At 53.9% G+C, this 23,610-nt stretch carries 30 protein-coding genes; 15 read left to right on the top strand and 15 right to left on the bottom strand.

The features are described 5' to 3' along the window. The first annotated feature begins 3 nt into the window (after positions 1 to 3). Positions 4 to 567, top strand: coding sequence for a type III secretion system chaperone family protein (locus H142_RS0109345; RefSeq protein WP_169331836.1), 564 nt, complete (start codon positions 4 to 6; stop codon positions 565 to 567). Then, positions 564 to 1,364: a pyrroline-5-carboxylate reductase gene (proC, locus tag H142_RS0109340; RefSeq protein ID WP_017931870.1), complete on the top strand. Its 801-nt coding sequence runs from the start codon at positions 564 to 566 to the stop codon at positions 1,362 to 1,364. Before H142_RS0109345 ends, proC begins: the two co-directional genes overlap by 4 nt. On the opposite strand, the gene H142_RS0109335 is transcribed toward proC, so the two are convergent. Further along, positions 1,365 to 2,669 (bottom strand): ATP-binding protein, encoded by a 1,305-nt coding sequence (locus H142_RS0109335; protein ID WP_017931869.1) that lies wholly within the window; start codon positions 2,667 to 2,669, stop codon positions 1,365 to 1,367. Between the two features lie 36 nt (positions 2,670 to 2,705). Further along, the gene (locus tag H142_RS0109330) at positions 2,706 to 3,410 is read right to left on the bottom strand and encodes a response regulator (protein WP_017931868.1); all 705 of its coding nucleotides are present in this window, start codon (positions 3,408 to 3,410) and stop codon (positions 2,706 to 2,708) included. Between the two features lie 128 nt (positions 3,411 to 3,538). On the opposite strand from H142_RS0109330, the gene H142_RS0109325 reads away from it, so the two are divergent. Further along, on the top strand, positions 3,539 to 4,417 hold the full coding sequence (locus H142_RS0109325; RefSeq protein WP_017931867.1) for a branched-chain amino acid aminotransferase: 879 nt from the start codon (positions 3,539 to 3,541) through the stop codon (positions 4,415 to 4,417). Here H142_RS0109325 and pgeF read toward each other — a convergent pair. From pgeF to lgt, 3 genes are read right to left on the bottom strand one after another with little or no spacing between them, the layout of a single operon-like run. Continuing rightward, positions 4,407 to 5,174, bottom strand: coding sequence for a peptidoglycan editing factor PgeF (gene pgeF, locus H142_RS0109320; protein WP_017931866.1), 768 nt, complete (start codon positions 5,172 to 5,174; stop codon positions 4,407 to 4,409). The two genes, H142_RS0109325 and pgeF, sit on opposite strands and share 11 nt — an antisense overlap. Beyond that, positions 5,171 to 6,256 carry a class I SAM-dependent methyltransferase gene (locus tag H142_RS0109315; protein WP_017931865.1) on the bottom strand — a complete coding sequence of 362 codons (1,086 nt, stop codon included), beginning with the start codon at positions 6,254 to 6,256 and terminating at the stop codon, positions 5,171 to 5,173. The genes pgeF and H142_RS0109315 overlap by 4 nt, the downstream gene beginning before the upstream one ends. Further along, positions 6,253 to 7,170, bottom strand: coding sequence for a prolipoprotein diacylglyceryl transferase (gene lgt, locus H142_RS15150; RefSeq protein WP_017931864.1), 918 nt, complete (start codon positions 7,168 to 7,170; stop codon positions 6,253 to 6,255). Before lgt ends, H142_RS0109315 begins: the two co-directional genes overlap by 4 nt. 90 nt (positions 7,171 to 7,260) lie before the next feature. Between lgt and H142_RS0109305 the strand changes: the two genes are divergently transcribed. The 5 genes from H142_RS0109305 to H142_RS15145 all read left to right on the top strand — a co-directional run bounded on the left by H142_RS0109305 (position 7,261) and on the right by H142_RS15145 (position 10,595). After that, a complete protein-coding gene (locus tag H142_RS0109305) occupies positions 7,261 to 7,521 on the top strand; it encodes an accessory factor UbiK family protein (protein ID WP_017931863.1) in 261 nt (86 codons plus the stop codon). 231 nt (positions 7,522 to 7,752) lie between these two features. Further along, positions 7,753 to 8,421, top strand: a complete 669-nt coding sequence (locus H142_RS0109300) for a 50S ribosomal protein L25/general stress protein Ctc (protein ID WP_017931862.1) — start codon at positions 7,753 to 7,755, stop codon at positions 8,419 to 8,421. Positions 8,422 to 8,474: 53 nt separating this feature from the next. Further along, entirely contained in the window at positions 8,475 to 9,077 is a 603-nt protein-coding gene (gene pth, locus H142_RS0109295; RefSeq protein ID WP_026147933.1) for an aminoacyl-tRNA hydrolase, read from the top strand. Between the two features lie 28 nt (positions 9,078 to 9,105). Continuing rightward, the gene (gene ychF / locus H142_RS0109290; RefSeq protein ID WP_017931860.1) at positions 9,106 to 10,206 is read left to right on the top strand and encodes a redox-regulated ATPase YchF; all 1,101 of its coding nucleotides are present in this window, start codon (positions 9,106 to 9,108) and stop codon (positions 10,204 to 10,206) included. 77 nt (positions 10,207 to 10,283) lie between these two features. After that, positions 10,284 to 10,595, top strand: coding sequence for a TM2 domain-containing protein (locus H142_RS15145; RefSeq protein WP_017931859.1), 312 nt, complete (start codon positions 10,284 to 10,286; stop codon positions 10,593 to 10,595). 10 nt (positions 10,596 to 10,605) lie between these two features. On the opposite strand, the gene H142_RS0109280 is transcribed toward H142_RS15145, so the two are convergent. Further along, entirely contained in the window at positions 10,606 to 11,133 is a 528-nt protein-coding gene (locus H142_RS0109280; RefSeq protein ID WP_017931858.1) for an adenine phosphoribosyltransferase, read from the bottom strand. Continuing rightward, the gene (locus H142_RS0109275) at positions 11,130 to 11,780 is read right to left on the bottom strand and encodes a glutathione S-transferase (RefSeq protein ID WP_033315087.1); all 651 of its coding nucleotides are present in this window, start codon (positions 11,778 to 11,780) and stop codon (positions 11,130 to 11,132) included. The genes H142_RS0109280 and H142_RS0109275 overlap by 4 nt, the downstream gene beginning before the upstream one ends. A 194-nt stretch (positions 11,781 to 11,974) precedes the next feature. Between H142_RS0109275 and H142_RS0109270 the strand changes: the two genes are divergently transcribed. Beyond that, positions 11,975 to 12,250: a hypothetical protein gene (locus H142_RS0109270; protein WP_017931856.1), complete on the top strand. Its 276-nt coding sequence runs from the start codon at positions 11,975 to 11,977 to the stop codon at positions 12,248 to 12,250. A gap of 94 nt (positions 12,251 to 12,344) precedes the next feature. Here H142_RS0109270 and H142_RS0109265 read toward each other — a convergent pair whose 3' ends face one another. From H142_RS0109265 to petA, 4 genes are all read right to left on the bottom strand, one after another. Further along, positions 12,345 to 13,220, bottom strand: a complete 876-nt coding sequence (locus tag H142_RS0109265; protein ID WP_026147931.1) for an S-methyl-5'-thioadenosine phosphorylase — start codon at positions 13,218 to 13,220, stop codon at positions 12,345 to 12,347. Between the two features lie 96 nt (positions 13,221 to 13,316). Next, positions 13,317 to 14,144, bottom strand: a complete 828-nt coding sequence (locus H142_RS0109260) for a cytochrome c1 (RefSeq protein ID WP_033315195.1) — start codon at positions 14,142 to 14,144, stop codon at positions 13,317 to 13,319. A gap of 29 nt (positions 14,145 to 14,173) precedes the next feature. After that, entirely contained in the window at positions 14,174 to 15,457 is a 1,284-nt protein-coding gene (locus tag H142_RS0109255) for a cytochrome b (RefSeq protein ID WP_017931853.1), read from the bottom strand. Positions 15,458 to 15,461: 4 nt separating this feature from the next. Beyond that, a complete protein-coding gene (gene petA, locus H142_RS0109250) occupies positions 15,462 to 16,031 on the bottom strand; it encodes a ubiquinol-cytochrome c reductase iron-sulfur subunit (protein ID WP_017931852.1) in 570 nt (189 codons plus the stop codon). Positions 16,032 to 16,219: 188 nt separating this feature from the next. Between petA and H142_RS0109245 the strand changes: the two genes are divergently transcribed. The 5 genes from H142_RS0109245 to H142_RS0109225 all read left to right on the top strand — a co-directional run bounded on the left by H142_RS0109245 (position 16,220) and on the right by H142_RS0109225 (position 20,453). Further along, positions 16,220 to 16,705 (top strand): tRNA (cytidine(34)-2'-O)-methyltransferase, encoded by a 486-nt coding sequence (locus tag H142_RS0109245; RefSeq protein ID WP_017931851.1) that lies wholly within the window; start codon positions 16,220 to 16,222, stop codon positions 16,703 to 16,705. Positions 16,706 to 16,727: 22 nt separating this feature from the next. Next, on the top strand, positions 16,728 to 17,609 hold the full coding sequence (gene hemF / locus H142_RS0109240) for an oxygen-dependent coproporphyrinogen oxidase (RefSeq protein WP_017931850.1): 882 nt from the start codon (positions 16,728 to 16,730) through the stop codon (positions 17,607 to 17,609). A gap of 63 nt (positions 17,610 to 17,672) precedes the next feature. Next, positions 17,673 to 18,332 (top strand): NUDIX hydrolase, encoded by a 660-nt coding sequence (locus tag H142_RS15140; RefSeq protein WP_017931849.1) that lies wholly within the window; start codon positions 17,673 to 17,675, stop codon positions 18,330 to 18,332. Beyond that, the gene (locus tag H142_RS15135; protein WP_017931848.1) at positions 18,301 to 19,233 is read left to right on the top strand and encodes a polysaccharide deacetylase family protein; all 933 of its coding nucleotides are present in this window, start codon (positions 18,301 to 18,303) and stop codon (positions 19,231 to 19,233) included. Before H142_RS15140 ends, H142_RS15135 begins: the two co-directional genes overlap by 32 nt. Next, on the top strand, positions 19,233 to 20,453 hold the full coding sequence (locus H142_RS0109225) for a CCA tRNA nucleotidyltransferase (protein WP_017931847.1): 1,221 nt from the start codon (positions 19,233 to 19,235) through the stop codon (positions 20,451 to 20,453). The genes H142_RS15135 and H142_RS0109225 overlap by 1 nt, the downstream gene beginning before the upstream one ends. Before the next feature lie 45 nt (positions 20,454 to 20,498). On the opposite strand, the gene H142_RS0109220 is transcribed toward H142_RS0109225, so the two are convergent. Genes H142_RS0109220 through H142_RS0109205 form a run of 4 tightly spaced genes read right to left on the bottom strand, consistent with a single transcriptional unit; the run spans position 20,499 to position 22,854 of the window. Then, a complete protein-coding gene (locus tag H142_RS0109220; RefSeq protein ID WP_017931846.1) occupies positions 20,499 to 21,170 on the bottom strand; it encodes a glutathione S-transferase family protein in 672 nt (223 codons plus the stop codon). Beyond that, positions 21,163 to 21,876 carry a DUF1428 domain-containing protein gene (locus tag H142_RS0109215; protein WP_017931845.1) on the bottom strand — a complete coding sequence of 238 codons (714 nt, stop codon included), beginning with the start codon at positions 21,874 to 21,876 and terminating at the stop codon, positions 21,163 to 21,165. The genes H142_RS0109220 and H142_RS0109215 overlap by 8 nt, the downstream gene beginning before the upstream one ends. 1 nt (position 21,877) lies before the next feature. Beyond that, the gene (locus tag H142_RS0109210; RefSeq protein WP_017931844.1) at positions 21,878 to 22,372 is read right to left on the bottom strand and encodes a VOC family protein; all 495 of its coding nucleotides are present in this window, start codon (positions 22,370 to 22,372) and stop codon (positions 21,878 to 21,880) included. Then, the gene (locus H142_RS0109205; protein WP_017931843.1) at positions 22,372 to 22,854 is read right to left on the bottom strand and encodes an SRPBCC family protein; all 483 of its coding nucleotides are present in this window, start codon (positions 22,852 to 22,854) and stop codon (positions 22,372 to 22,374) included. Before H142_RS0109205 ends, H142_RS0109210 begins: the two co-directional genes overlap by 1 nt. Before the next feature lie 77 nt (positions 22,855 to 22,931). Between H142_RS0109205 and H142_RS0109200 the strand changes: the two genes are divergently transcribed. Beyond that, a complete protein-coding gene (locus tag H142_RS0109200; RefSeq protein WP_017931842.1) occupies positions 22,932 to 23,606 on the top strand; it encodes a winged helix-turn-helix transcriptional regulator in 675 nt (224 codons plus the stop codon). The last annotated feature ends 4 nt before the right edge of the window (positions 23,607 to 23,610 follow it).

Below are 23,610 nucleotides of genomic sequence, written 5' to 3'. Positions count from 1 at the left end.
GATGTGCCCCTGCCAAAATCCCGATATCGCGCCGCGCTCAATCCTGCGTCTGGCGCCGGTTCAGGCTTGCTCGTCAAGAGTATTGACTTTATCCGGCAAAATCCGCTCGACGTGTTCTGGCGTATTGCGATTGCCGAAAATTATGACCGTGAACGCCTCTCGATGGACGAGCTTCATATCTCTATGTCGGGTGAATATGCCGATCATCATGTGTCGCTCTCATGGACGCCTGCCGATGAAATTCTGCAGCTTTTTCTGGTGTTTGACGGCAAACTTCCAGGCGGACGCACCGACCAAATCTGCCGCCTTCTGAGCCTGATTAATGAACGCCTGCCCAGCGGACATTTCGATTTTTGGGGCAAGGATGACGCGCTCGTCTACCGCAACGCCATGACGCTGGCCGGACATCAACGCCTCGGCGTAGATCAGGCTTTGGCGCTGCTCTCTACGGCCCGCGACGCAGCGGAAACCGGTTATCCCGCTTGCCAATTCATGCTCTGGGCCGGACAGTCCCCTGATGAAGCCATTGACAGCGCATTACTTGCGAAAAATCAGGCCGCCCAATGAGTAAGATCGCGCTTATCGGGGCAGGCCGCATGGGCGGCGCGCTTGCTGCGGGATGGATAGCGAGCGGGATTAGCGCCTCCGATATTGTCATCATTGACCCCCATCCGGGCGCACAGGCGCAAGCAGTCATCGATGATGGCGCGGCGCATTTTGAAAACGCATCTTCGGCGGATGTTTCGGGCGTCGAGACCGTCGTGCTCGCCGTAAAACCACAAATGTTTGACGCATTAAGCGCGGATATTGCCAGCGCCCTGCCCGAAGACTGCTTGGTTATTTCCGTCATGGCCGGCACCTCCTTGCGCATGCTCAGCGCTGCGTTCAAGGGTCACGCCCTTGTCCGCGCCATGCCCAATACGCCTGCCGCGATCGGTAAAGGCCTGACCGGATTTTACGCGCCTGGAGGTAAGGCGGACGCCAAAATGGCGCAGCGCTTACTCTCCCCGACCGGCGTGGTGATACAAGTCGATAAAGAAACCTTAATCGACGTGGTGACGGCCGTCTCCGGCTCGGGCCCGGCCTATGTGTTTCATATGGTCGAAGCCCTGCAGGCCGCTGCGGTTCGCGCGGGGATGGACGCTGAGATCGCGGGACTTGCCGCGCGCCAGACTATTATCGGCGCGGGCGCACTGCTTGACCAAAGCGCGGACAGCGCAACCGAACTACGCGTGGCTGTGACATCGCCCAACGGCACGACTCAGGCTGGTCTTGAAGTTCTGATGGATGATGACGGCCTGCCGCAACTTATGCGCAAAACTGTCATGGCCGCCTTTGAACGGGCTAAGGAATTAGGCAGTTAATCAGGCCGGAAGGCAGAGTGTTGCGCGCAGGCCCCCTAGCGGTGAGCGTGATAAATGCAGCTCCCCGCCGTGAAACTGCGCCGTATCTTTGGCAATCGACAGTCCCAACCCGACGCCTTTAACATTTTGCCCGCGAGCTGTATCCAGCCGTACAAAGGGCGCAAAGGCCTGATCCATATCAGCTTCGGCAATACCCGGTCCGTCATCATCAATAGTGATATCCAGCCAGCGCTCTGCGCTCATCGCAGCTGTCACATGCACATTTTTGCCATAAGTCTTGGCATTTTCGATTAAGTTGGAGAGTGCGCGGCGCACCGCGCCGGGCCGAATATGCGCGAAGAGATCAGGGGCGACATCGCATATATCCACGCCGCTGGTTTCGCATAAACCACTGACCAGAGCCGTAACATCCGTGCGCTCGACTTCTTCGCCGGCCAGGCCCTGTGCGAAATCCAGATAGCCATCCAGCATGGCTTCCATATCCGCGAGATCGGCCAGTGCGGCGCGCGTGTCATCCGTCTTATCCATCATCGCAAATTGCAGACGAAGCCGTGTCAGCGGCGTGCGCAGATCATGTGAGACCCCGGCTAGGAAATGGGTGCGCTGCTCAATATGACGTAAAATGCGGTCGCGCATATCCAAAAAAGCCTGACTGGCTTGGCGCACTTCGCTCGCCCCTGTCGGTTTAAAACTCCCAATATCCCGGCCTTTACCGAAAGCCTCTGCAGCTTTGGCCAAGCGCATAATCGGCCTCGCCTGATTGAGAATAAACAAAATGCTGACGAGACTGAGCAGCAAAGTCGCCATAATCATCCAAAATATAAAAATAAATCCGGTGGCCGCGAACACCCGATCACGCGGCGCAATAAAATACAGCACGCCCTCGTCGACGGCCACGCGGATGTCAATATGTTCGGGATAGCGCGTCGTATCGAACCAGAAAGGCTCATCAATCGTCTCGGCCAGCGCCCGTCTGAGCGTCCGGTCAAGATTTGAGAAAAAGGCATTGCGCGTTTTAGGTGGCAGGCTCTCCCCCGGGCGAAGCTCGACCGCAAGGCGCATATCGCGGCGCAACAGAACGTCTATCTCTTGCGCGCGATCTTGTCCGGGCTCTTCGGAATAGAGCTGTACGGCGAGCGCGATTTCCGAGGCGATCCCGTCGGACAGACTCGCCGTCACCGTCTGCCAATGAGCGTCAAAAAAGATATAGGCCACGACGATTTGCATAATAGCGATCGGCACAATAATTATAGCAAGGGCACGGCCAAACAGACTTTTGGGCATATGTTGTTTCAGGCCAAGCATAAGGGTGTTTAGCGTAAAGCGCCGTGCATGTCAGAGCTAAATTGGATCGGCCAAAAGCCGGTAGCCTTGCCCGCGCACCGTTATGAGAAACTCTGGCTCGCTGGGCTGAACTTCGAGCTTTTTACGCAGTCGGGTCATTTGCACATCAACTGCGCGGTCGGAGCCGGCCCCCAAAGCTTCGGCCAGCGCGTAACGCTGCACCACTGTTCCCGCGCGTCGCGATAATGTTGTCAAAAGCCCGGTCTCGCCTGTTGTCAAACGTATGGCATCGCCATCTTTTGTCAGCACCTGACGGCTTATATCAAATTCGTAATCGCCGAAATACACGATCTGCGCGGCCCGTTCGGTCGCCCCGCGCCGCAATACGGCGTCTATGCGCAGCACAAGCTCTTCGGGCTCGAACGGCTTGGGTAAATAATCATCGGCCCCGAGCTTAAGCCCGCCAATGCGGTCGGCGGCGTCACCTTTCGCTGTTAGCAGGATAATCGGTACATCGCTCTGCGCGCGAAGAGCGGTAGTAAATTCCAGCCCTGTTTCACCCGGCATCATGATATCGAGAATCAGGCAATCAAAAGATAATGTCGTCATGAAATTGCGCGCGCCGGCCGTATTGGCGGCAGCTGAGACGCGGTAGCCTTCGCGCGTGAGATAGCGTTTGAGCAGATCGCGTATACGGTCATCATCGTCCACAACCAATAAGTGATAGTCGGCCCGCGCAATAAGTTTCTGACTATCGCTCAATTTCGCAATCCTTATCTGTATTATCGCCCCGCAGGCGTTTAATTGGGAGTTGACACACCGCGCCATAATCGAACAATGCCGAGCAAATCCATTGCCTGCAAGGGCCTATAATAGAAGATGAGTTCACAATGGCTGACAGACCCTTTCACGACCGCGACGGATATATCTGGATGGACGGCGAATTTGTCGAATGGCGCGAGGCCAAAGTTCACGTCCTGACCCATGCCCTTCATTATGGATCAGCTGTTTTTGAAGGTGACCGCGCCTATGACGGCGAGATTTTCGCGCTGGATGACCACAGTCAACGCTTAGTGAACTCCGCCAATCTACTGGATTTCAAAATTCCCTATTCTGTCGAAGAGATCAATAAAGCCTGTACAGACACCCTGTCTAAATCCGGCCTGTCCAGCGCCTATGTGCGCCCCTTTGCGTGGCGTGGCTCAGAGAAAATGGGCGTATCGGCCAAGGGAAATACCATCCATTTCTCTGTTGCCGTATGGGCTTGGGGTAATTATTTCGCTGATAAGATGAAGGGCATCCGCCTCACCATCGCCAAGTGGAAACGCCCTTCGCCGGACACCATTCCGTGTAAATCTAAGGCTGCCGGCCTGTATATGATCTGCACGATGAGCAAACACGCCGCAGAAGCCGATGGCTATGATGACGCGCTGATGATGGATTATCGCGGATATGTCGCGGAATGCACAGGCGCGCATATTTTCTTTATCCGTGACGGAGAGCTGCACACACCGACCAATGATATTTTGCTCGACGGGATTACCTATAAAACCATTATCGCACTGGCCGAAAAACGCGGCATTAAAGTCAATCGCCGTAATATTATGCCCGACGAGATCAAGACCTTTACCGGATGTTTTATCGTCGGCACAGCGGCGGAAGTCACGCCGGTGCGCGAGATTAAAGGCCATGAAATGCAGGTTGGCGATATGATCCTGCAAATGGCGCAGGATTATGACGACCTGGTACACCGCCGCATTAGTTTGTAAGCATTATTGCGGATAGATTGCGTCCATAATCACGAATGTCCTGATGAGTGTTATAGCGATAAGAGAAATAATCTTGCGGATTAGCATAGGTGCAAGGCGGGATCATCGGGTCAACGCCAACCCCTTCGCGAATAAGTCTCGCGCGGAGAAAGTCGGGCAAATTAAAATGTGCCTTTCCACCGGGAGGATTATAAAAATGCAGTTCAGTCAGCGTGTCGATGGATATAGCCATGCGCTTGAACTCGTCGCCCACTTCGTAATTATCGCCGCTAATGCACGGGCCTATCGCGGCGATTATGCGCGCCCGCTTTGCGCCTAGCTTTTCCATTGCATCAACCGTCGCTCCGGTGACGCCGCTTACAGCGCCGCGCCATCCTGCGTGACAGACCCCAATCACGCCAGCCTCAATATCTGCAAATAAAATTGGCGCGCAGTCTGCATGAAGCGCCCCCAGCGCTATATTTGAGCAGTTTGTCACGAGTCCGTCAGCTTTCGCGCGAAGGGATAAGTCCGTGTCTGCAGTGACGGTGATGACCTGTGTGCTGTGAATTTGGTGATTGGTCACCACATGCGCCGCGCCCAAAGTCTGCGCAATGCGGGCCTGATTTTCGGTGACATTGAGCGGATCATCATCGGCGCCGTAACCCGCGTTGAGGCTGTCATATATCCCGGCACTCATCCCGCCAACGCGACCGAAAAAACCGTGAGAGAGTGCAGACGCGTCCAAAGCCGCGGCCGTAAGAAAAGGCGGCGTCACGGGCTGATTCCAATCGGATCCGGCAGACTTTTACTTTGCAAAATCATGACCTTGAAAAGCGCTCCCATTTGCCCGCCGTCCATCAGACGTCGCAGCTGACGCTCTATAACAGGCTTTTGATCCGGACTTTGCCGGGCCAGCTTCGCGGCGCGCAGATCGATCCCCATAGCGGTCAGAAACTCCGCCTGCTTATACGGCCCAAAGGCGCTCAGTTGCTCCTCTGTCGCCGCCCGCGTCAGTGCGGCGAAATCTACACGGGCGGTCAAATCCGCCTGTCCGGGAGCGTCCAGCGGATCAACTTTTTTATGCTTGGCAATTGCCTGCAAAGTGTCGCCGACTTCTGATACCGCAGGGCCATAATCAATTAGTAAAGCCCGGCCCTTGTGCCGCGCAAACCTATCAGAGAATTGCGCGCAGAGCTGTGTCAGCCCGGGATTATATTCCACCAGATCACCTTCATTTGCGCCGTCAAAGGCCGATAAATCCAGGCCCGCTTCCGGCGCTGAGCTGCGACCGAAAACCAGCGCGTCCGCGCCGTCGGGATCGCGCATCACCATGCGTTCATGCCAGCGGTTCCTGTGGCGGATAAATTGCCGGATCGGGAGGCAATCTAAAAATTCATTGGCGACAATCAGAGACGGCCCGGCCGGCACGTCAGTAAGGCTGTGTACCCAGCTGACAGGGTATGGACACCTGACCAGTGTTTGCCCTTGTACGGCCTCCAGCGCGGGGCTCGCTTCGACCAATGTCACACGCATAGCCTTGAGGAAATCCGGGTCAATGCGCGCCGCGCGGATCATGTCGCTCATCATCACGCCTCGCCCCGGGCCAAGCTCTATGAGATGCAGCGTTTCGGGCCGCCCCATATCACGCCAGCTTTGCACCGCAAAAATACCAAGCAATTCTCCGAACATCTGGCTGACTTCGGGCGCAGTGATAAAATCACCCTCACTGCCCAGCGGGTCGCGGGTCGGATAAAATCCGTCTACAGGGTCAAACAGACAAGCCGTCATATAGGCGGCAATATTCATCGGGCCTTCACGGTCAATGCGGGCCAGAAGACGCGCTTTGAGACGACTCACTTTATTTTCGCTTTGCTTGGGGCCTCGTCTTTTGTCTCGCGCATATATTTGGGCGCGACGGGCGGGCGTTTCATAGCCCACCAGATGATAAGCGCTCCGCCAATAACCATAGGCAAGCTGTACATCTGTCCGCGCTGGAATATGCCGAACTGCTCAATGCCGTAATCCGGCAAGCGGTAAAGCTCAACCCAAATGCGGAAAGTGCCGTAACCCAGCAGGAATATCCCTGTCGCAAGCCCAGGTCGGGTCAAGGCTTTGAACTTATGCGTGGCAAGGCGTATAATCAGCCATAGCACGAGCCCTTCTAGCAGAGCTTCATAAATCTGCGTCGGATGCCGGGCCTGACTCTGTCCATCAAAGATAACGCCCCATGGAAGATTGGTCGGACTTCCCCATAATTCTTGGTTGATGAAATTGGTCAGGCGGACCAGACCCAAGCCGATAGGCGCGCCGATAGCGGCAATATCGGCCATACGGGCCAGCGGAATTTTATATTTGCGCGAGAGATACCAAACAGCCACGCCAACACCCAGCAGCCCGCCATGAAACGCCATGCCGCCCTTCCAGACTTTGAAAACCTCGATAGGGTTTTCAATATAGTCGCCCAAATTATACAGCACGATCGACCCGATACGTCCGCCGACCATAATGCCTAATAGCGCGAAGAAAAAATAATCCTCCAGCATGGCTTTGTTAGGGATAGTCACCGGACCGGATGGAGTTTTTGCCGTTTGCCAAAGGCGGGGCGTCGTCACAACGCGTCTAGCATAAAAATACGCGCCTGCGGCGCCTACAACATAGGCCAAGCCGTACCATTTGATTTGCACCGGGCCAAGACTGAGCGCTGTGTCACTGATCCACTCGGGAAAGGGTATCGCGCCAATAATGGAGGTCAAGAATACAATGAGTGTCATAGTTTAGCCCGCTATCTCTTGAAAGCGCTCTAACGCGGTTCCATATTAAAGCCAAGCGCCCAGACGGGATGCACAGCACAGGAGCCCGCCATGCAAAGCAAATCCACAGTCGTTGACGACATTTCAAACCTGTTCACCAATGCCGTTGGCGCAGCCAAAGGCGTCGGCGACGAGATCAAAGCCGCATCGCGCGCCCGTCTTGACGGCATTGTCGCTGATATGGACTTGGTCGGCCGTGAGGAATTTGATGTTCTCAAAGAGATGGTCTCAAATCTCACTGTTGAAAATGAGAAAATGGCCAAAACGATTTCAAGCCTGAAACGCGACATTACAAAGCTTAAAAAAGGCTAGGTTTCGTCAACATTCAATTGAATCCGGCCAATTATAACCTGAAATTATAAACGAAGATTTTGCTTCCTCTAAACTTTCGCGGCTAAAGCGCATTTTCCTATGGCTAAACCTGCCCCAGTGGCTTGCAAAGCCCTGCGCCCTCTATTATAGCGCGCCCGTTGATGATAATGCCCCGCAGCATACCGCTGTGCCAAAATAATGGTCGGGCATGACAGTAAATAGGAAATTCCCATGAGTGATGAAGTAAATTTGAATGTAGACGTACGCGATGGCAGCGGAACCGGTAATGCACGCGAAGCCCGCCGCAACGGTCAGGTTCCCGGCGTAATATATGGCGGAGACAAAGATTCCGTCTCTATCGTAATGAAATATAACGAAGTGTTGAAAGCCATTAACTCCGGCCATTTCATCGGCTCTATGGTGCAAATCACACATTCCGGCGAGAGCCAGAAAGTGCTGACCAAAGATATTCAGTTCCATCCGGTGACAGACTTCCCGATGCATGTCGATTTTTACCGCGTGAATGAGGACAGTATGATTGAGGTTGAAGTCTCTATCACACTGATCGGCGAAGACGTTGCGCCCGGCCTTAAAGAAGGCGGCACGCTTAACGTGGTGCGCCATTCTATCGAAGTTGCCTGTGCGGCCGGTAACATCCCTGACGAGATCATCATTGATGTGTCTGCGATGGAAATTGGCGACAGCCTTCATATTTCCGAGATCACCCTCCCTGACGGCGTGAAATCCGCCATTACGGATCGTGACCCGACGATTCTGACTGTTGTCGCTTCCCGTGCGGCCATTGAAGAAGATGAAGAAGACGAAGACATTGCAGCCGATGAAGTTCCGGCTATCGCCCAAGAAGGTGATGAAGCCGAAGACGACGGAGACGACGCGTAATTCTATACGGATTGCTGCAGCGTCTTGGGCTGAAGAAAGCCAAGGAGGCGCCTGTGCTGTGTATCGTTGGACTGGGTAATCCCGGCAGTAAATATGCCGGAAACCGTCATAATATCGGTTTTATGGCCGTTGATGAAATCGCGCGCGAGCATGGCTTCGGCCCCGCGCGCGACAAATTCCAAAGCCTCGCTCAAGAGGGCATAATTAAAACTGGTGACGGCCCTAAAAAAGTTCTGCTGTTAAAGCCGCAAACCTTTATGAATGAGTCGGGCCGCGCCGTTCAATCCGCAGCAAGTTTTTATAAAATACCGCTAAGCCAGATTATTGTCTTTCATGACGAACTGGATTTAGCGCCGGGTAAATTCCGGTTAAAACTGGGCGGCGGTATTGCAGGGCATAACGGCCTTCGCTCTATCCGCCAACATCTCGGTCCGGACTTTCTACGCGCGCGCATGGGCATTGGACATCCCGGCCATAAGGAAAAAGTTCACGGCTATGTCCTGTCAGATTTTGCCAAAGCAGATCTGCCGTGGGTTGAAGACCTCACCCGGGCGATCGGCAAGGCCGCGCCTTTGCTCGCTGAAGCGCCGCTCGGCACAGATCAAGTTAATAAATTCTCAACCAGGGTGACGCTCAACGCGCCCGCGCCGAAATAGGCCCCCACAAAAGTTAAGGACGAATATCATGGGATTTAAATGCGGAATCGTAGGGCTCCCCAATGTCGGTAAATCGACATTATTTAACGCCCTGACCCAGACGGCCAATGCACAGGCGGCCAATTATCCATTTTGTACAATTGAGCCCAATGTCGGCGAGGTTGCTGTGCCGGAGCCGCGCCTATTCAAGCTCGCCGAAGTGGCAGGCAGCAAAGAGATCATTCCGGCGCGAATGAATTTCGTTGATATTGCCGGCCTTGTGCGCGGCGCTTCGCAAGGCGAAGGGCTGGGCAATCAATTTCTTGCCAATATCCGCGAAACTGACGCCATCGTCTATGTTTTGCGCTGTTTTGAAGATGACGATATTACCCATGTCGAAGGCAAGATTGACCCGATGGCGGATTATGAAACCGTCGAAACGGAGCTTATGCTCGCCGATATGGAGAGCCTTGAGAAGCGCCGCACCAGCCTTGAGAAAAAGGTCAAGCAAAACGACAAAGAGGCCATAGCGACCCTCAAACTCGTCGATTTAGCCATGGCAGAGCTTTCCGAAGGCCGCCCGGCCCGCCGTGCAGTCGTGCCTGAAGACTTGGCCAAAGAATGGAAAATGCTGCAGCTTTTGACGTCCAAGCCTGTCCTCTATGTTGCCAATGTCGATGAAGACAGCGCCGCTACGGGTAATGCATTTAGTGAGAAAGTCGTAGCCCACGCACAAGAGGAAGACGCGCAAGTTGTCGTTATCTCTGCTAAAATCGAGAGTGAACTGGCTTTGCTGGACGATGAATCCGAACGGCTCGAATATATGGAAGCGCTCGGCTTAACCGAACCGGGGTTGAACCGTATGATCCATACAGGATATGACCTGCTGGGCCTGAAAACATATTTCACGGCCGGGCCCAAAGAGGCGCGCGCATGGACCTTCGTCGAAGGCTGGACCGCGCCGCAATGCGCCGGCGTTATCCACGGCGATTTTGAACGCGGCTTTATTCGCGCTGAAACCACTGCCTTTGATGATTATATTGGAAATGGCGGCGAACACGGCGCAAAAGATGCCGGGAAAACCCGCCAAGAGGGCAAGACCTATATTGTTAAAGACGGTGATGTTTTGCTATTCAAATTCAACGTTTAATCCCCTTCGCTCCCTTGCCAAAGGGCCCCGCTAGCAGATAGAGCAACCCACACATAACATATGATCCGGGGAAAATCATGGAACGTCACGCTTACCGCAACGAACTTCTTAATATGTACGCCTCATTGTCGCACGACAATGCCGACCGTTTTATGAATGATCTGGCGATGCGTGAGAAAAACCCGGTCTATGCCATCGGCTTTAACAGTTGGCTGGGATGGCTCGGCATAGACCGGTTTTATGTCGGTGATATTGTCGCCGGAATCTTAAAACTGATAACAGTTGGCGGATTAGGCATATGGGTTCTCATCGACTGGTTTTTGATTGCCGGAAGGTGCCGCGATAAAAATATGGTGTTGGCGCGGCAGATTTACCAGAGCTATCGCTAGAGCGCTGACCTCAATGGCCGTCAAATGACACGAGCGCTGTGACAGGAATGCCCATCGCAGCAATCTTTTTTAGACCGCCCAGTTCCGGCAAATTGACAACGAAAGCCGCGCCGACAATTTTCGCGCCGGTTTTGCGCAGCAGCTTCACCGCTGCAACCGCCGTGCCGCCTGTAGCAATCAAATCGTCCACCAAAACGACCTTTTCCTGTCCGCGTATGGCGTCAGCATGAATTTCTAATATGTCTGAACCATATTCCAGATCATAGCTCTGACTGTAAACATCGCCTGGAAGTTTTCCGGCTTTGCGGATAGGCACAAACCCCGCGCCAAGCCGGTCGGCCATCGCGCCGGCAAAGGTAAATCCGCGCGCTTCTATCCCCGCAACATTGTCGATTTTTAGATCCTCATAAGGCTGGCATAACTGCACGATTGAGGCGTGATAAGCGTGACGGTTGGTCATTAACGTCGTGATGTCGCGAAACATAATCCCTTTAACCGGAAAATCGGGTATTGTGCGGATTGTATCTTTCAGGTTCATAAATTTGCCTTGTCTGTCTCGACTAAATGCCACGGCTCGACCATCGCGTCGGCTTCCCAGTCCATATAGTCCGGATCACTCATCAGCTCGGAGATATAGGTATCTGACTTGGCCGAGCGCGGTAAATCATAGCTGACAAAGCGCGTCGCCGCAGGGGTGTAAAATGCATCAGCGATACACCAGTCGCCAAAGAGAAACGGTCCGTCATGTTTAGACAGACATTCATCCCAGATATCAGACATTCTGGCTGCATCATCCAAACAGCCTTGCGGCATTTTCGACGCCGTGCGGCGGCGCAAATTCATAGGAGCCTGCGCGCGCAAGGCGTCAAAGCCTTCATGCATTAAATGAGTGATCTCTTTGGCGCGCTTGCGGTCATCCACATTTTTCGGCCACAAATTCGGTACAGCCTTAGCGGCCCACTCTGATATCGCCAGGCTATCGGGGATCACCTCACCTTTGACCTTGAGAACCGGAACCGTTCCGGCTTTAGAGATCGCCAGAAGCGCGGTTTTATATCCGGGCACATCAAGCTGGATCAGCGCTTCGTCAAAGGGAAGCTCAGCCTTTCGCAGGACAAGCCATGGCCGCAATGACCAGGATGAATAATTTTTATTACCGATATAAAGTGTCAAAGGAGATTGCATACCCTGCTGTATTGCGCGCAAGCCGCGCCGTCCAGACTCGGCGGCATAATAAGATGTGCGCAACACAAACTCAATCGATTATGAATGGGCAATATCCAAGACTGACCTGCATAGCGCATATGCAGTCACAGCCTATATCATGACTGAAATTCGTCCCTATTTTAAAGATATAGCAATCGCAAACGGAGCTTCCCATGACTGTTCTTAATTTTAAAAATCTCGCCACCGCCGGATTGGCGACAGCGCTTATTGGACTTGCCGCCGTGCCCGCCATGGCCGTGACGCAGAGCCAAATCGCAGAGTGTAAAGCCTATGTCGTCACATCTGGAGAGGTTAATCTTGCCACTCACACGCTTGATTTCAAAACGGCGACAAACCGTAAAATCATGCTCGAAGCAACCCCTGTTGATGGCGGAGACAGTTTCGTTGTCACCTGCAAGCTTAAGCGCGGCAAAATCGTTACAGACTAACGCCGCAACATAACAATCGGCGCGTAGCCGATCAAAAAACCCTCCCCCCGAGCGGTTTTGCCCTGTCTGCTGCTCCCCCGGCGGTGCAGGGTTTTTATTTCAGAACCCGGCCCGCGACAGCGTCGAGTTTACCCATGAGCGCCGGATCGCGATGCGCCGGTTGCGTAATGATGGAAAAGTCCAAATTTGTCTCTATGCCTTGCTCTGACGGCGTTCGCGGTATTGCAGCCAAGCGTTCTATCACACCGCGCACCGTTGCGCGCGCAGTGTCGGCATTACCCATCAGCGTGGCGATGACGCTGGCCACATCGACATTGCCATGATCAGGGTGCCAGCAATCATAGTCCGTGACCATGCCAATGGTCGCGTAGCAAAGCTCTGCCTCGCGGGCGAGTTTAGCTTCGGGCATATTGGTCATGCCGATCACGTCACATCCCCATTGGCGGTAGAGCGCGCTCTCGGCCTTGGTCGAGAATTGCGGGCCCTCCATAGCCAAATAGGTTCCGCCGCGCGTCACGGGCGCTCCCGCCGCCTGCGCGCTATCTGCGGCCCAACCGGACAGGCGCGCGCAAACCGGGTCGGCGACAGACACATGGGCAACGCAGCCTTCGCCAAAAAAGCTCTTTTTGCGCGCAAATGTACGGTCAATAAATTGATCTACCGCCACAAAGTGCCCGGGCGGATAAGCCTCTTTTAAGCTCCCAACCGCAGAGAGCGACAGCACATCAGTGCAGCCGGAGCGTTTAAGTGCATCGATATTTGCGCGGTAATTGACATCACTGGGTGAGAGCGCATGGGCGCGGCCGTGACGCGGCAGGAAGCGCAGCTTCACGCCGTTCATCTCGGCGAATAAAATCTCGTCAGACGCATCACCCCACGGCGTATCGATTTTGATCCATTGTTCGTTTTTCAGCCCGTCCAGACCATATAGTCCCGATCCGCCCAGCACACCTAAAATCCATTCGCTCATAATATTCTCCAGTGAACTGACGATAGGCAGGGCACGATGTTCAGACAATAAAAAACGGGCCGCGCGGGCCCGTCTTTATATGATATTTTTGTGAACCTAATGCTTTACGTTTTTCCAAACCTGACGGTAGGACAAATATAAAAGTATGGTCAGAAGGAACAGATAAATCATCGTGCCGAAGCCTACGCGTTTGCGCTGTTCCAGTTTAGGATCAGCAGACCAAGCCAGAAACTGCGTCACATCATAGGCCATTTGTTCTTTGGTTGCGGCAGGCGCGTTTTCGCCTTCATAGTCCAGCAAGCCGTCCTGAAGTTGCGGCGGCATGGCAATCACGCCGCCTTCCATCACAGGGTTATAATATGATCCTGCGCCCATGCTCTCGGCAATTTCTGCAGGGGCTTCATGATCGTAGCCCAACAATAGGCTATAGACATAGTCTGCGCCGCCATTACGGGCTTTGACAATCAACGACAAATCAGGCGGGGCTTTGCCATTGGCGTTGGCTGCCGCAATTTCATTTTCATAGATTGGCGGGAAATTATCGGCGGGAATACCGGTGCGCGTCATCGCGGAGCCGTCATCGCTGTCAACATCCGGCACGTCCCAGTCGGCTGCAAAGCCTTTAACAAGCGGGTTATCATTCGGGTTCGGGAAATCAGCGTTAAAAAACGGCGCGCCCTTATCGCCCAAATGACGGAAGGCCAGTTGATCCAACGCATGGCAGGATGAACACACCTCTTTATAAACCTGGTAACCGCGCTGCGCCGCATCGCGGTCATATTGACCGAACGGGCCGTTAAAGCTCCAGTCCATGTGTTTCATGGCGTCTGCGTGCCCCTCACTACTGCCGGCTGCGTTAACGGTGACAGCTGTGCCGATAGCGGCAAGTCCGAGACCGGTTGCCACGAGAAGGTTTTTCAGCATTTTCATTGTCCTCAATCCTCTCACAGCCACTACTCAGCCGGCACTAAAGGCGCGCCGCGATCCGCATGGCCCAAAACGGCTTCAGTAATGGACGCCGGGCGCTCTTTTGGGGTTTCGATTAGCGACATGGCCGGCAAAATAATGATGAAATACGCAAAGTAATAAGCCGTAGCGATACGCGATAGCCACAAGAAGTTCAGGCCTAAACCATCACCAACTGTAAACACCATATTATCCGGCGTTTCCGCGCCGCACCATCCCAGGATGAAGCACATAACAATAAAGATGATGAAGAACCAGCGCGTGATCGGGCGAAAGCGCATGGAGCGCACTTTGCTAAAGTCCAGCCAAGGCAGAAAGAAGAGTACGGCAATCGCGCCAACCATCAAAATCAGGCCAAAAAGCTTATTCTCAACCGCGCGCAGGATTGCGTAGAACGGCAGGAAATACCATTCGGGCACAATATGCGGCGGGGTCACAAGCGGATCCGCTTTGATATAATTATCAGCATGACCGAGGGCGTCGGGTTGATAGAACAGGAAGAAACAAAAAATCAGCAAAAATACGCCCACCGCAAAGCCGTCTTTAACGGTATAATAAGGGTGGAAAGAGAGTGTATCTTTTTTGGTTTTTACCGAAATCCCAATCGGGTTATTCTGTCCGGCATGATGCAAAGCCCAGACATGCAGGCCGACAAGGGCGGCTATCAGGAAGGGCAGTAAATAATGCAGGCTGAAAAAGCGCTGTAATGTCGCGTTAGACACGGAATATCCGCCCAGAAGCCACTGCTGCAGCGACTCTCCGACAAAAGGCACGGCGCCAAAGAAGCCGGTAATCACGGTTGCGCCCCAAAAAGACATTTGTCCCCATGGCAGCGTATAACCCAGAAAGGCTGTCGCCATCATCAAGAGATAAATTACGCAGCCAATCATCCAAATCATTTCGCGCGGCGCCTTATATGAGCCGTAATACAGTCCGCGGAACATGTGAATATAAACGGCAAGGAAGAACATGGACGCGCCGACAGCATGGAGCGGCTGTATCAACCAGCCGAAGGACACGTCACGTTTAAAACGCTGGACACTGTCAAAGGCCAGATCAATATGCGGCGTATAATGCATCGCAATAATAATGCCGGTTACGATTTGGGTAATCAGGCAGAGCGTCAGAATGCCGCCAAAGGCATACCAGTAATTCAGATTGCGCGGGCTGGGATAAGTCATGAAATCGCTGCCCATCCGAATAATCGGAAGGCGCTCATCCATCCATTTGGAAAAGCCGGTGCGCGGGACGTAAGTTGACGGACCACTCATAGTGTTACCCTACCTTAATTCTGTTGGCGCTGAGATATTCATATTCAGGCACTACGAGGTTTAGCGGCGCGGGGCCTTTGCGAATACGTCCGGATGTATCGTAGTGACTTCCGTGACACGGACAGTACCAACCGTCAAAATCGCCGGCTTCGCCAACAGGAATACAGCCAAAATGCGTGCAGACGCCGACCATAACTAAATATTGAGGGTTTAGCTTACCTTCGCCATCCGGGCGCAGGCGGCTGTCATCTGTCGCCGGATCTTTGAGGTCCGCAAGGTCAACGGACTCAGCTTCGGCAATTTCTTTAGCCGTGCGGTGACGGACGAAAACGGGCTTGCCGCGCCATAATACTTTTAACTGCTGGCCTTCATCAACCTTGGACAGATCAATTTCAATCGAACCGACCGCAAGCGTATCGGCCGCAGGGCCCATTTGCGTGATCAGAGGCCAGACAATAGCGCCTGCTCCGGCGGCCGCTGCGGCGCCGGTTGCGATATAAATGAAATCGCGGCGGGACGGATCCTCGCCGTGAGTTTCATCAGTAGAATTTACGTCATTTATGACTTCGGACACAACCTGCCCTTTCGTATTATGGCCAATCGACTCACTTGCGCGTCAGACGCAAGGTCATTTTGGCCGCTCCCTACTCTATTCATATAGAAAAATCACCCCAAAACTTCTCGCGGCATAGCGCCGCAAGCCCCGCGAGAGCCCTTAGTCTATGGCTTTGCTTTCTAACGATTTTAAGGCATATCTCAACCATGCGTCTCATTTTATTTCAGCCCGACCAACCCGGCAATTTTGGAGCCGCCATCAGGTTATGTGCCTGTTTCGGCCTTTCACTGGAAGTCGTTCTGCCCTGCGGTTTCCCTTTAACAGCCAAAGCCGCGCGGCGCGCAGCCATGGATTACGGCCATACAGGTGACATAATCCGCCACGCAAACCTCAACGCGGCCATGAAAAGTTTGGGCGGCGCGCGGCTGATTCTGCTCACCACACAGGGCGCACAGGACATAAATAGTTTTGAGTTTTGCGCCAATGACGCTCTGATATTCGGCCGGGAAAGCGAAGGCGCGCCTGATTTACTTCACGGGGCTGCTGATGCGCGGGTGCGAATTCCTATGAGCGGCGGCGCGCGCTCGCTCAATCTGGTCAACAGCGCCTCAATCACGCTTTTTGAAGCTCTGAGGCAAACCGGGGGTTTGCCAGTCGAAGCCTTGCGTCAAACCGCCAGTTTGCCCGGCTAACCCAAAACCGTTAGAGCGCCTTATGACATCATCTGATATGCCCCTTGAGCACAAAAAACAAACGGCCCGCCTCTGGTTTAAAACCTTGCGCGATACGATCTGCGCCGAATTTGAAGCGCTGGAGCGCGAGGCTGATCCCGCGCTCTATCCCGGAGAACCGGGTCAATTCGTGTTCGAGGACTGGCAGCGTACACAGATCGGTGGCGGCGGCGGCACGGGCGGCATGCTGCGCGGGCGTTTATTTGAAAAATGCGGCGTCCATATCTCTGTCGTCAAAGGTGAATTCACCCCCGATATGGCTGCCAATATCCCCGGCGCAGACCAAGATCCGCGCTTTTGGGCGGCCGGGATCAGCCTGATCGCCCATATGAGAAATCCGCGCGTTCCGGCTGTGCATATGAATACGCGCTATATAGTGACGACGCGTGACTGGTTTGGCGGCGGCGGGGACCTGACCCCGACATTATGGAATGCACGCGGCGATGACCATCCTGATACGCTCGCCTTTCACGCCGGCATGGAGGCCGCCTGCGCCGCGCATGATTGTGCTGATTATCCTCGCTTTAAAACATGGTGTGATGAATACTTCCATCTCGCCCATCGCGACGAGCCGCGCGGCATTGGCGGCATTTTCTATGACCGCCATAATAGCGGCGATTGGGAGGCCGATTTTGCTTTCACGCAGGATGTCGGTCGGCATTTTCTCAAAACCTACGCCGCCATTGTGCGCCGGCGTATGGACGAGCCCTGGACAGAAGCCGAGCGCGCCGAGCAATTAGAGATTCGCGGACGCTATGTGGAATTTAACCTGCTCTATGATCGCGGCACGACATTCGGCCTGAAGACCGGCGGCAATGTCAAAACCATTTTATCGTCCATGCCCCCTGTTGTGACTTGGGGTTAAATTTCATAGCCCTATACGGCCTACACCGTTGAACCCATCCGCGACGCAGCCCATATAGCCACCATGCCGTTCGATCCCGCAACATTCCTGTCCGACCCGACCATTGCGCGTATCGCCGATGTGATCCACGCTATAGATATTGAGGACGGCGCAGATGAGGTGAAGCGCAAGGGACAGCGCCGCGCTGCCGTTTTAATGCCGCTTGTGATGCGCGAGAGGGATTGGCATGTCATTTTGACCCAGCGGCCCATGCACATGCCGCGTCACCCGGGACAGGTCAGCTTTCCTGGCGGGCGGGTGGAGCCCGGAGAAAATACGCTGGATGCGGCCCTGCGCGAAACCCATGAAGAAGTCGGTTTGAATGACCGCGAAATTCATATTATCGGACGGCTGGACAGTTTTAACGCAGTATCTGATTTTCGCGTCACCCCTTATGTCGGTTTGATTGATCCGAGCGCACAGACCGTCGCCGATCCCTCCGAAGTCGCCGATATTTTCGAAGTCCCCCTGCCCTTTTTTATGACAGCTCAGAACCATGTGCGCCGCGACATGACATTTGGAGGTGAGCCGCATACTTTTTTTGACATGCCTTATACGGACGAGCGCGGGACATTTAGAAATGTCTGGGGTATGACCTCCATGATGATTTTCAGACTTTATCAAAAGCTGCACCCCGAAAGGTTTGACCGCAATGATTTCCCGCCGTCTTTTTTTAGCCTCTAGCGCCGCACTCGCCGCTGTCTCCACCTCTGCTTGCGGGCGCGGCAGCGCGTCTAAACGCTTCGCCATTACTATGGATGATTTCAATCTGAATACCGCAGGGCGGCAAACAATTGAGGCGCGCAATCAAGGCATTTTAGAGGCTATGGCCGCGCATAATCACAAAGGCGCGGGACTGGTGACCGGAAGCTTCGTTAATAATGAGCAAGGCCGCGCAGTTATCAAAAGCTGGCTGGACGCCGGACATATTATCGGCAACCACACCTATACGCACCAACATGCACGGGACTTGTCTGCCGAAGACTATATTGCGGATATCGAGAAAAATACGGTGTTTCTCAGCGGTATTGACGCCGCGCGGGCCAAATTATTCCGTTTCCCGTTTTTGGATGAAGGCGGCGAGTTGGAAAAGCGCAATACCATCCGTCAATATTTGAACGCTAATGATTATCTCAATGCCGCCGTGACACTTGATACGATGGATTGGTATATTGCGCAGCGTATGGATGACCGTTTGATGGCATCACCTGATGCAGACCTGACAGGCTATCGCGATTATTATCTCGCTTCTGCGCTAAAACTCGCGGAATACTATAATGCCGTCGCAGCAGATATAGGCCGCGCTGGCACGCCGCACACAATGCTTGTCCATCATAATGAACTGAACGGTTTGTTTCTCGGCGATCTTTTGGCCCATTTCAAAGCCAATGGATGGGAGTTGATGAACGCCGATACTGTATTTGAAAACAGTCTTTTCCGCGTGCAGCCCGCGTCTTTAAATAAAGGACGCAGCATTCTGAGCGTTATGGAACAGGAAGCCGCCGCGATTGAGAAAATGGAGCGGCGTCACTGGCCGATTGCGGCTGAATTTGGCAAAGCCGATATGGACGCCTTAGGCCTGTAATGCCCGCGCTCCCCCCGGATTTGTTATCTGACACAGGGGCAAATGCCCTGTTTGACGCCTTTCCTAACGGCGCGCTGCGTTATGTCGGAGGCTGCGTGCGCAACGGGCTTTTGGGCGAGCCGATCAAAGACATTGATTTGGCCACCCCATTGGAGCCTGAAGGCGTCATCGCGGCGCTAAAAGCTGCCGGCATTCGCTACGCCGAGACCGGCATAGACCACGGCACGATTACGGCAGTGATCAAAGGTCAGCCCTATGAGGTCACCAGCCTGCGCCGCGATGTGGCCACGGATGGCCGCCGCGCCGTTGTCGCCTATACCAAAGATTGGGCGCAGGACGCGCAACGCCGGGATTTTACCATTAATGCGCTCTACGCGGACCGAAGCGGCACATTATTCGATCCGACCGGTCAAGGTCTAACCGATATCAAAACCCGCACATTTCGCTTTATCGGTGAGGCGTCTGAGCGCATTGCCGAGGATTATTTGCGCATATTGCGCTATTTCCGGTTCATGGCCTGGTATGCGCCTGAGGCCAAATTCGACTCACGCGCTCTTGCCGCCTGCCGCGCCGGAAAGCCGGGGCTCAAGAAGCTCTCCGCAGAGCGCGTCTGGAGTGAGATCAAACGGCTTTTATCCGCGCCCCGTCCGGCAAGAGCTGTGAATATTATGTTGCAACAAGGCATATTGGAAACGCTTCTCCCCGAGGCGAGCAATGCGCAAGGCTTATCACTGCTGACCAAGCTGGAATCGCGCGAGGCGATTGCCCCGGATCCGTATCTGCGCCTGATGTCTATGTCTGCGCGCGAGCCTCTGCCGATGGCTCTTCTGACTAAGCGCATGAAAATGTCTAAGGTCGAGTCCAAGCGCCTGCGCGCATGGGCGGGCGACGCCACCGCTCTTGCCCCGGGCATGGAGCAGCGCAAAGCGCTGGCGGCGATTTACACGGCGGGCAAACAGGTTGTTATGGACCGCGCGAGATTGCGCGCCGCAGGGGCAGAAGACCCGCTAATCTCAGCGCGCTGGATGGCCTTGTCGGAGCTGGCGCAGACGTGGGAACAGCCGAAATTCCCGCTCTCCGGTAAGGATCTCAAAGCGGCAGGCGTAGCGCCCGGCGAGGCTATGGGACGCAAATTAAAAGCGCTTGAAGCGCTATGGGTGCGTAGCGGATTTACCGCCGACAAACCAAAATTGATGATGGCGTTAACGCTACTCGGTTAGGCAATAATCAGCGGTATAAATCCGCCAAATATCATGCGCTTACCGTCAAGAGGCAGTTGACGCGCTGTTGAATACAGCCAGTTGCGCTGCAAAAGCCCTCTTATAGGCAGGTCGCGCTTCGGCTCTTGCGACATAGGCGTAAAGGTTCGAATATTCTTCCAGTATTTTCGTTCCGTCCAACCTGCGCAGTACTAGCACCATCGTCAGATCACCGGCGCTGAAACCACCGTCTAGCCAATCAGCCTTACCAAGTCGTCTTGAGAGGTCGTCCAACTTGACCCGTATGCGACCCTCAAGGACCGGAAGGCGCTCCTTGTACCAACTCTCTTTGCGTTCCGTATAAAAGGCCTGTTCGCGCGCTACAATCGGGGGTTCCACCGTGTTGAGTGCGGCGAACATCCAGGTTATTGCGCGGGCGCGGGCGTTCCTGTCAGTGGGCAGAAGACCAGCATGACGCTGCGCAATATGGAAGGTAATCGCTCCTGACTCGAACAGGGTTAAATCGCCATCTTCGTAAGTTGGGATCTGCCCGAAAGGATGAAGTGCACGATGCGCGGATTCCTTCATTTCTGCGAATGAAACAAGCCGAACATCGTAGGGCTGGCCTACTTCTTCTAGCGCCCAGCGAACGCGCATGTCGCGCGCCAAACCCTTGCCTTCATCAGGCGAGCGTTCAAAAGCGGTGATAGTGGGCTTCACAGCTCTACGATCACTCATCCAAAATAGGCTTAAATCCGCCAAATATCATGCGCTTGCCATCAAAGGGATGATCCATTTCGGCCATGCTTTCATCCGACATAATCTTCTCCCATGCCGTATCGCGAGTCTCTTTGGAAGGCCATTCGACCCAACCAAAGTCCACGGTTTCGCCATCTTCAGCGTGCACGGCGCGTCTGTAATCCGTGACTTTGCCGTCGGGAATGTCGTCGCCCCATGTATCTATTACGCGCGTGGCCCCGTGCTCCATGAACATGGCTGCGCTTTTCTTGGCATATGTTGTGAAGGCGGCTTTGTTCTTTTCAGGAACCGGGACGAGGCAGCCATCAATATAGCCGCAAGTTCCACCTGAATTTTCATCGTAAAGCGGAGCAAATCCGCCGAAAATCATACGTTTGCCGTCAAACGGCATATTCGCCATCATCTCGCCCATACGCGGATCATTTTCCATCTTAACAGTGGCCGCATCGCGCGCGGCTTTGTCAGGATATTCCATCCAGCTAAAGACAACCTCCTCGTCGCTCTTGGCGTTCACAGCCATGCGCAGATCGTTGAGCTTGCCGTCTTTTATGTCATCTTCCCAGCTCTCCACCATACGGGTAACACCGAGGTCTTGAAACATGGGCAGAGCCGCTTTGGCATGTTCGCGGTAAGCTTCTTTATTAGCCTTTGGCACGGCGGCGACAAATCCTTCAATATAACTCATACTAGGTCTCCTTTTTTCTGTCATTAAACGCGGCCTTCAATGCCGCAATGTCGATTTTTTTCATCTTAAACATCGCCTCACGCGCCCGCATGGCGGCCGCTGTGTCAGCGGATTGGTTCATCATCTTCGCCATCACTTCGGGAATAACCTGCCACGACACACCATATTTATCGAAGATCCATCCGCACTGGCTTTCCTTCCCGCCATCTTCAAGAAGCTTTTGCCAGAGCCTATCGGTCTCGGCTTGGTCTTTGGTGAGTACGGATATCGATGCGGCCGGACTTTGCTCATACATCGGCCCGCCATTCAGCGTCATAAAGGGCGCGCCGGCTAAAGTGAATTCGGTGACGAGAGCGAGGCCGTCCGGATCAGGATAGGAGACGGTCTCAATCGCGCTATCCGGCAAAAGGCTGACATAAAATCGCGCCGCCGCCTCGCCGTCTTTTTCAAACCAGAGGCACGTCCGGACTTTGGACGTAAATTTGATATCGCTCATTATATTGTTCCTGTTTTTGTTTGCGTTTCGCAGAGCGCGGCAAGCTGATCGACGCAGGCGTTCCAGCCTTGCTCGAAGCCCATATCGAGGTGCTTTTGTTTTAGTTCCGGTGTGGCGTGGCGGGCGCTCCAGAGCATTTTTGTCTGGCCCTTGCCGGCATCGGATAGTTTGACAACGCCGGTCATGAAACCGTCAGGACGCGGCATAAAATCTTCAGAGTAGCCATCGGTGAATACAAGGCGTTCTTGCGAGGTGACCTCGAGATAACAGCCAACGTTTTCGATGCGTTCGCCGTCCGGTCCGGCCATGGTGAAATTGCAACGTCCGCCGGGGCGAACATCAAGATCAACAGTCGGAATATACCAAGGTTTGGGCACGTACCATTGTTTCAACAAATCTGGGTCCGTCCAGCAGCGCCATATTTTGTCGCGCGGGGCATTAAGGGTGCGCTCAACAGTAAGAGTATGGGTGTTATCTATCATGATTACATCTCCGTGATTTGCAGCTTATGGCAAATTCGGTTACTAATGTAAACCAGTTAGTTACAAAAAGTTACTTAATGCCCGAAATTATTACAAATAGATGGTATAATGATGCCTGCGGAACCGCCTTTGCGCTGGAGCTGATCGGCGAGCGCTGGACGGTTCTCATCCTGCGGGAACTGATGTTCGGGCCGCGCCGCTTTGGAGAGCTGCGCAGCGGCCTGCCCGGCATTAGCGCAAAAGTGCTCAGCGCGCGTTTGGCGACGCTCGAGGACAATTCTATCCTGCGTAAACATGGCGACGGCACATCCGGCGCGACGCAGGTCTATGAATTGACGCCCTGGGGCTATGAAGCTGAAAGTCTGGTGCAGGATTTGGGCCGCTGGGCCACGCGTCACCCCGGTCATGATCCAACTTTGCCGCTCAGCGCCGCCTCCATCATCATGTCGTTTAAAACGATGCTCAGCGCGGATCGCGCGCAGGGCTTTAATCACAAAATTGGATTTAATCTCAACGGCGAAACATTCGTCGTCACGATTAAACAGGCAAAAATCGAAGCCCGGCGCGCTAATCCCAAAGACGCGGACTGCATTTTCACCGCCGACCCCACACTCATCGCGGCGGCGGTCTATGGCGGCGTGGCCTTATCTGATCTTCAGTCTTCAGGACAGCTTCAAATCGATGGAAACATCGAAGTCGCCCGTCAATTTACAACACTTTTTGTTCTACCCGAAAAAATATCACTGACGTAAATGC

The organism is Robiginitomaculum antarcticum DSM 21748, from assembly GCF_000365025.1.
Lineage (GTDB): Bacteria > Pseudomonadota > Alphaproteobacteria > Caulobacterales > Maricaulaceae > Robiginitomaculum > Robiginitomaculum antarcticum.
Note: the sequence above shows the minus strand (reverse complement) of the source record. Positions and strands in the feature narration are given on the sequence as shown.

Excerpts from the sequence above, each read along its gene's own strand:
- proC (WP_017931870.1), top strand. The coding sequence starts at position 564 with ATGAGTAAGATCGCGCTTATCGGGGCAGGCCGCATGGGCGGCGCGCTT.
- H142_RS0109335 (WP_017931869.1), bottom strand. The coding sequence starts at position 2,669 with ATGCTTGGCCTGAAACAACATATGCCCAAAAGTCTGTTTGGCCGTGCC.
- H142_RS0109325 (WP_017931867.1), top strand. The coding sequence starts at position 3,539 with ATGGCTGACAGACCCTTTCACGACCGCGACGGATATATCTGGATGGAC.
- lgt (WP_017931864.1), bottom strand. The coding sequence starts at position 7,170 with ATGACACTCATTGTATTCTTGACCTCCATTATTGGCGCGATACCCTTT.
- H142_RS0109305 (WP_017931863.1), top strand. The coding sequence starts at position 7,261 with ATGCAAAGCAAATCCACAGTCGTTGACGACATTTCAAACCTGTTCACC.
- H142_RS0109300 (WP_017931862.1), top strand. The coding sequence starts at position 7,753 with ATGAGTGATGAAGTAAATTTGAATGTAGACGTACGCGATGGCAGCGGA.
- ychF (WP_017931860.1), top strand. The coding sequence starts at position 9,106 with ATGGGATTTAAATGCGGAATCGTAGGGCTCCCCAATGTCGGTAAATCG.
- H142_RS15145 (WP_017931859.1), top strand. The coding sequence starts at position 10,284 with ATGGAACGTCACGCTTACCGCAACGAACTTCTTAATATGTACGCCTCA.
- H142_RS0109280 (WP_017931858.1), bottom strand. The coding sequence starts at position 11,133 with ATGAACCTGAAAGATACAATCCGCACAATACCCGATTTTCCGGTTAAA.
- H142_RS0109275 (WP_033315087.1), bottom strand. The coding sequence starts at position 11,780 with ATGCAATCTCCTTTGACACTTTATATCGGTAATAAAAATTATTCATCC.
- H142_RS0109270 (WP_017931856.1), top strand. The coding sequence starts at position 11,975 with ATGACTGTTCTTAATTTTAAAAATCTCGCCACCGCCGGATTGGCGACA.
- H142_RS0109265 (WP_026147931.1), bottom strand. The coding sequence starts at position 13,220 with ATGAGCGAATGGATTTTAGGTGTGCTGGGCGGATCGGGACTATATGGT.
- H142_RS0109260 (WP_033315195.1), bottom strand. The coding sequence starts at position 14,144 with ATGCTGAAAAACCTTCTCGTGGCAACCGGTCTCGGACTTGCCGCTATC.
- H142_RS0109255 (WP_017931853.1), bottom strand. The coding sequence starts at position 15,457 with ATGAGTGGTCCGTCAACTTACGTCCCGCGCACCGGCTTTTCCAAATGG.
- H142_RS0109245 (WP_017931851.1), top strand. The coding sequence starts at position 16,220 with ATGCGTCTCATTTTATTTCAGCCCGACCAACCCGGCAATTTTGGAGCC.
- hemF (WP_017931850.1), top strand. The coding sequence starts at position 16,728 with ATGACATCATCTGATATGCCCCTTGAGCACAAAAAACAAACGGCCCGC.
- H142_RS15140 (WP_017931849.1), top strand. The coding sequence starts at position 17,673 with ATGCCGTTCGATCCCGCAACATTCCTGTCCGACCCGACCATTGCGCGT.
- H142_RS15135 (WP_017931848.1), top strand. The coding sequence starts at position 18,301 with ATGATTTCCCGCCGTCTTTTTTTAGCCTCTAGCGCCGCACTCGCCGCT.
- H142_RS0109225 (WP_017931847.1), top strand. The coding sequence starts at position 19,233 with ATGCCCGCGCTCCCCCCGGATTTGTTATCTGACACAGGGGCAAATGCC.
- H142_RS0109220 (WP_017931846.1), bottom strand. The coding sequence starts at position 21,170 with ATGAGTGATCGTAGAGCTGTGAAGCCCACTATCACCGCTTTTGAACGC.
- H142_RS0109215 (WP_017931845.1), bottom strand. The coding sequence starts at position 21,876 with ATGAGTTATATTGAAGGATTTGTCGCCGCCGTGCCAAAGGCTAATAAA.
- H142_RS0109210 (WP_017931844.1), bottom strand. The coding sequence starts at position 22,372 with ATGAGCGATATCAAATTTACGTCCAAAGTCCGGACGTGCCTCTGGTTT.
- H142_RS0109205 (WP_017931843.1), bottom strand. The coding sequence starts at position 22,854 with ATGATAGATAACACCCATACTCTTACTGTTGAGCGCACCCTTAATGCC.
- H142_RS0109200 (WP_017931842.1), top strand. The coding sequence starts at position 22,932 with ATGCCCGAAATTATTACAAATAGATGGTATAATGATGCCTGCGGAACC.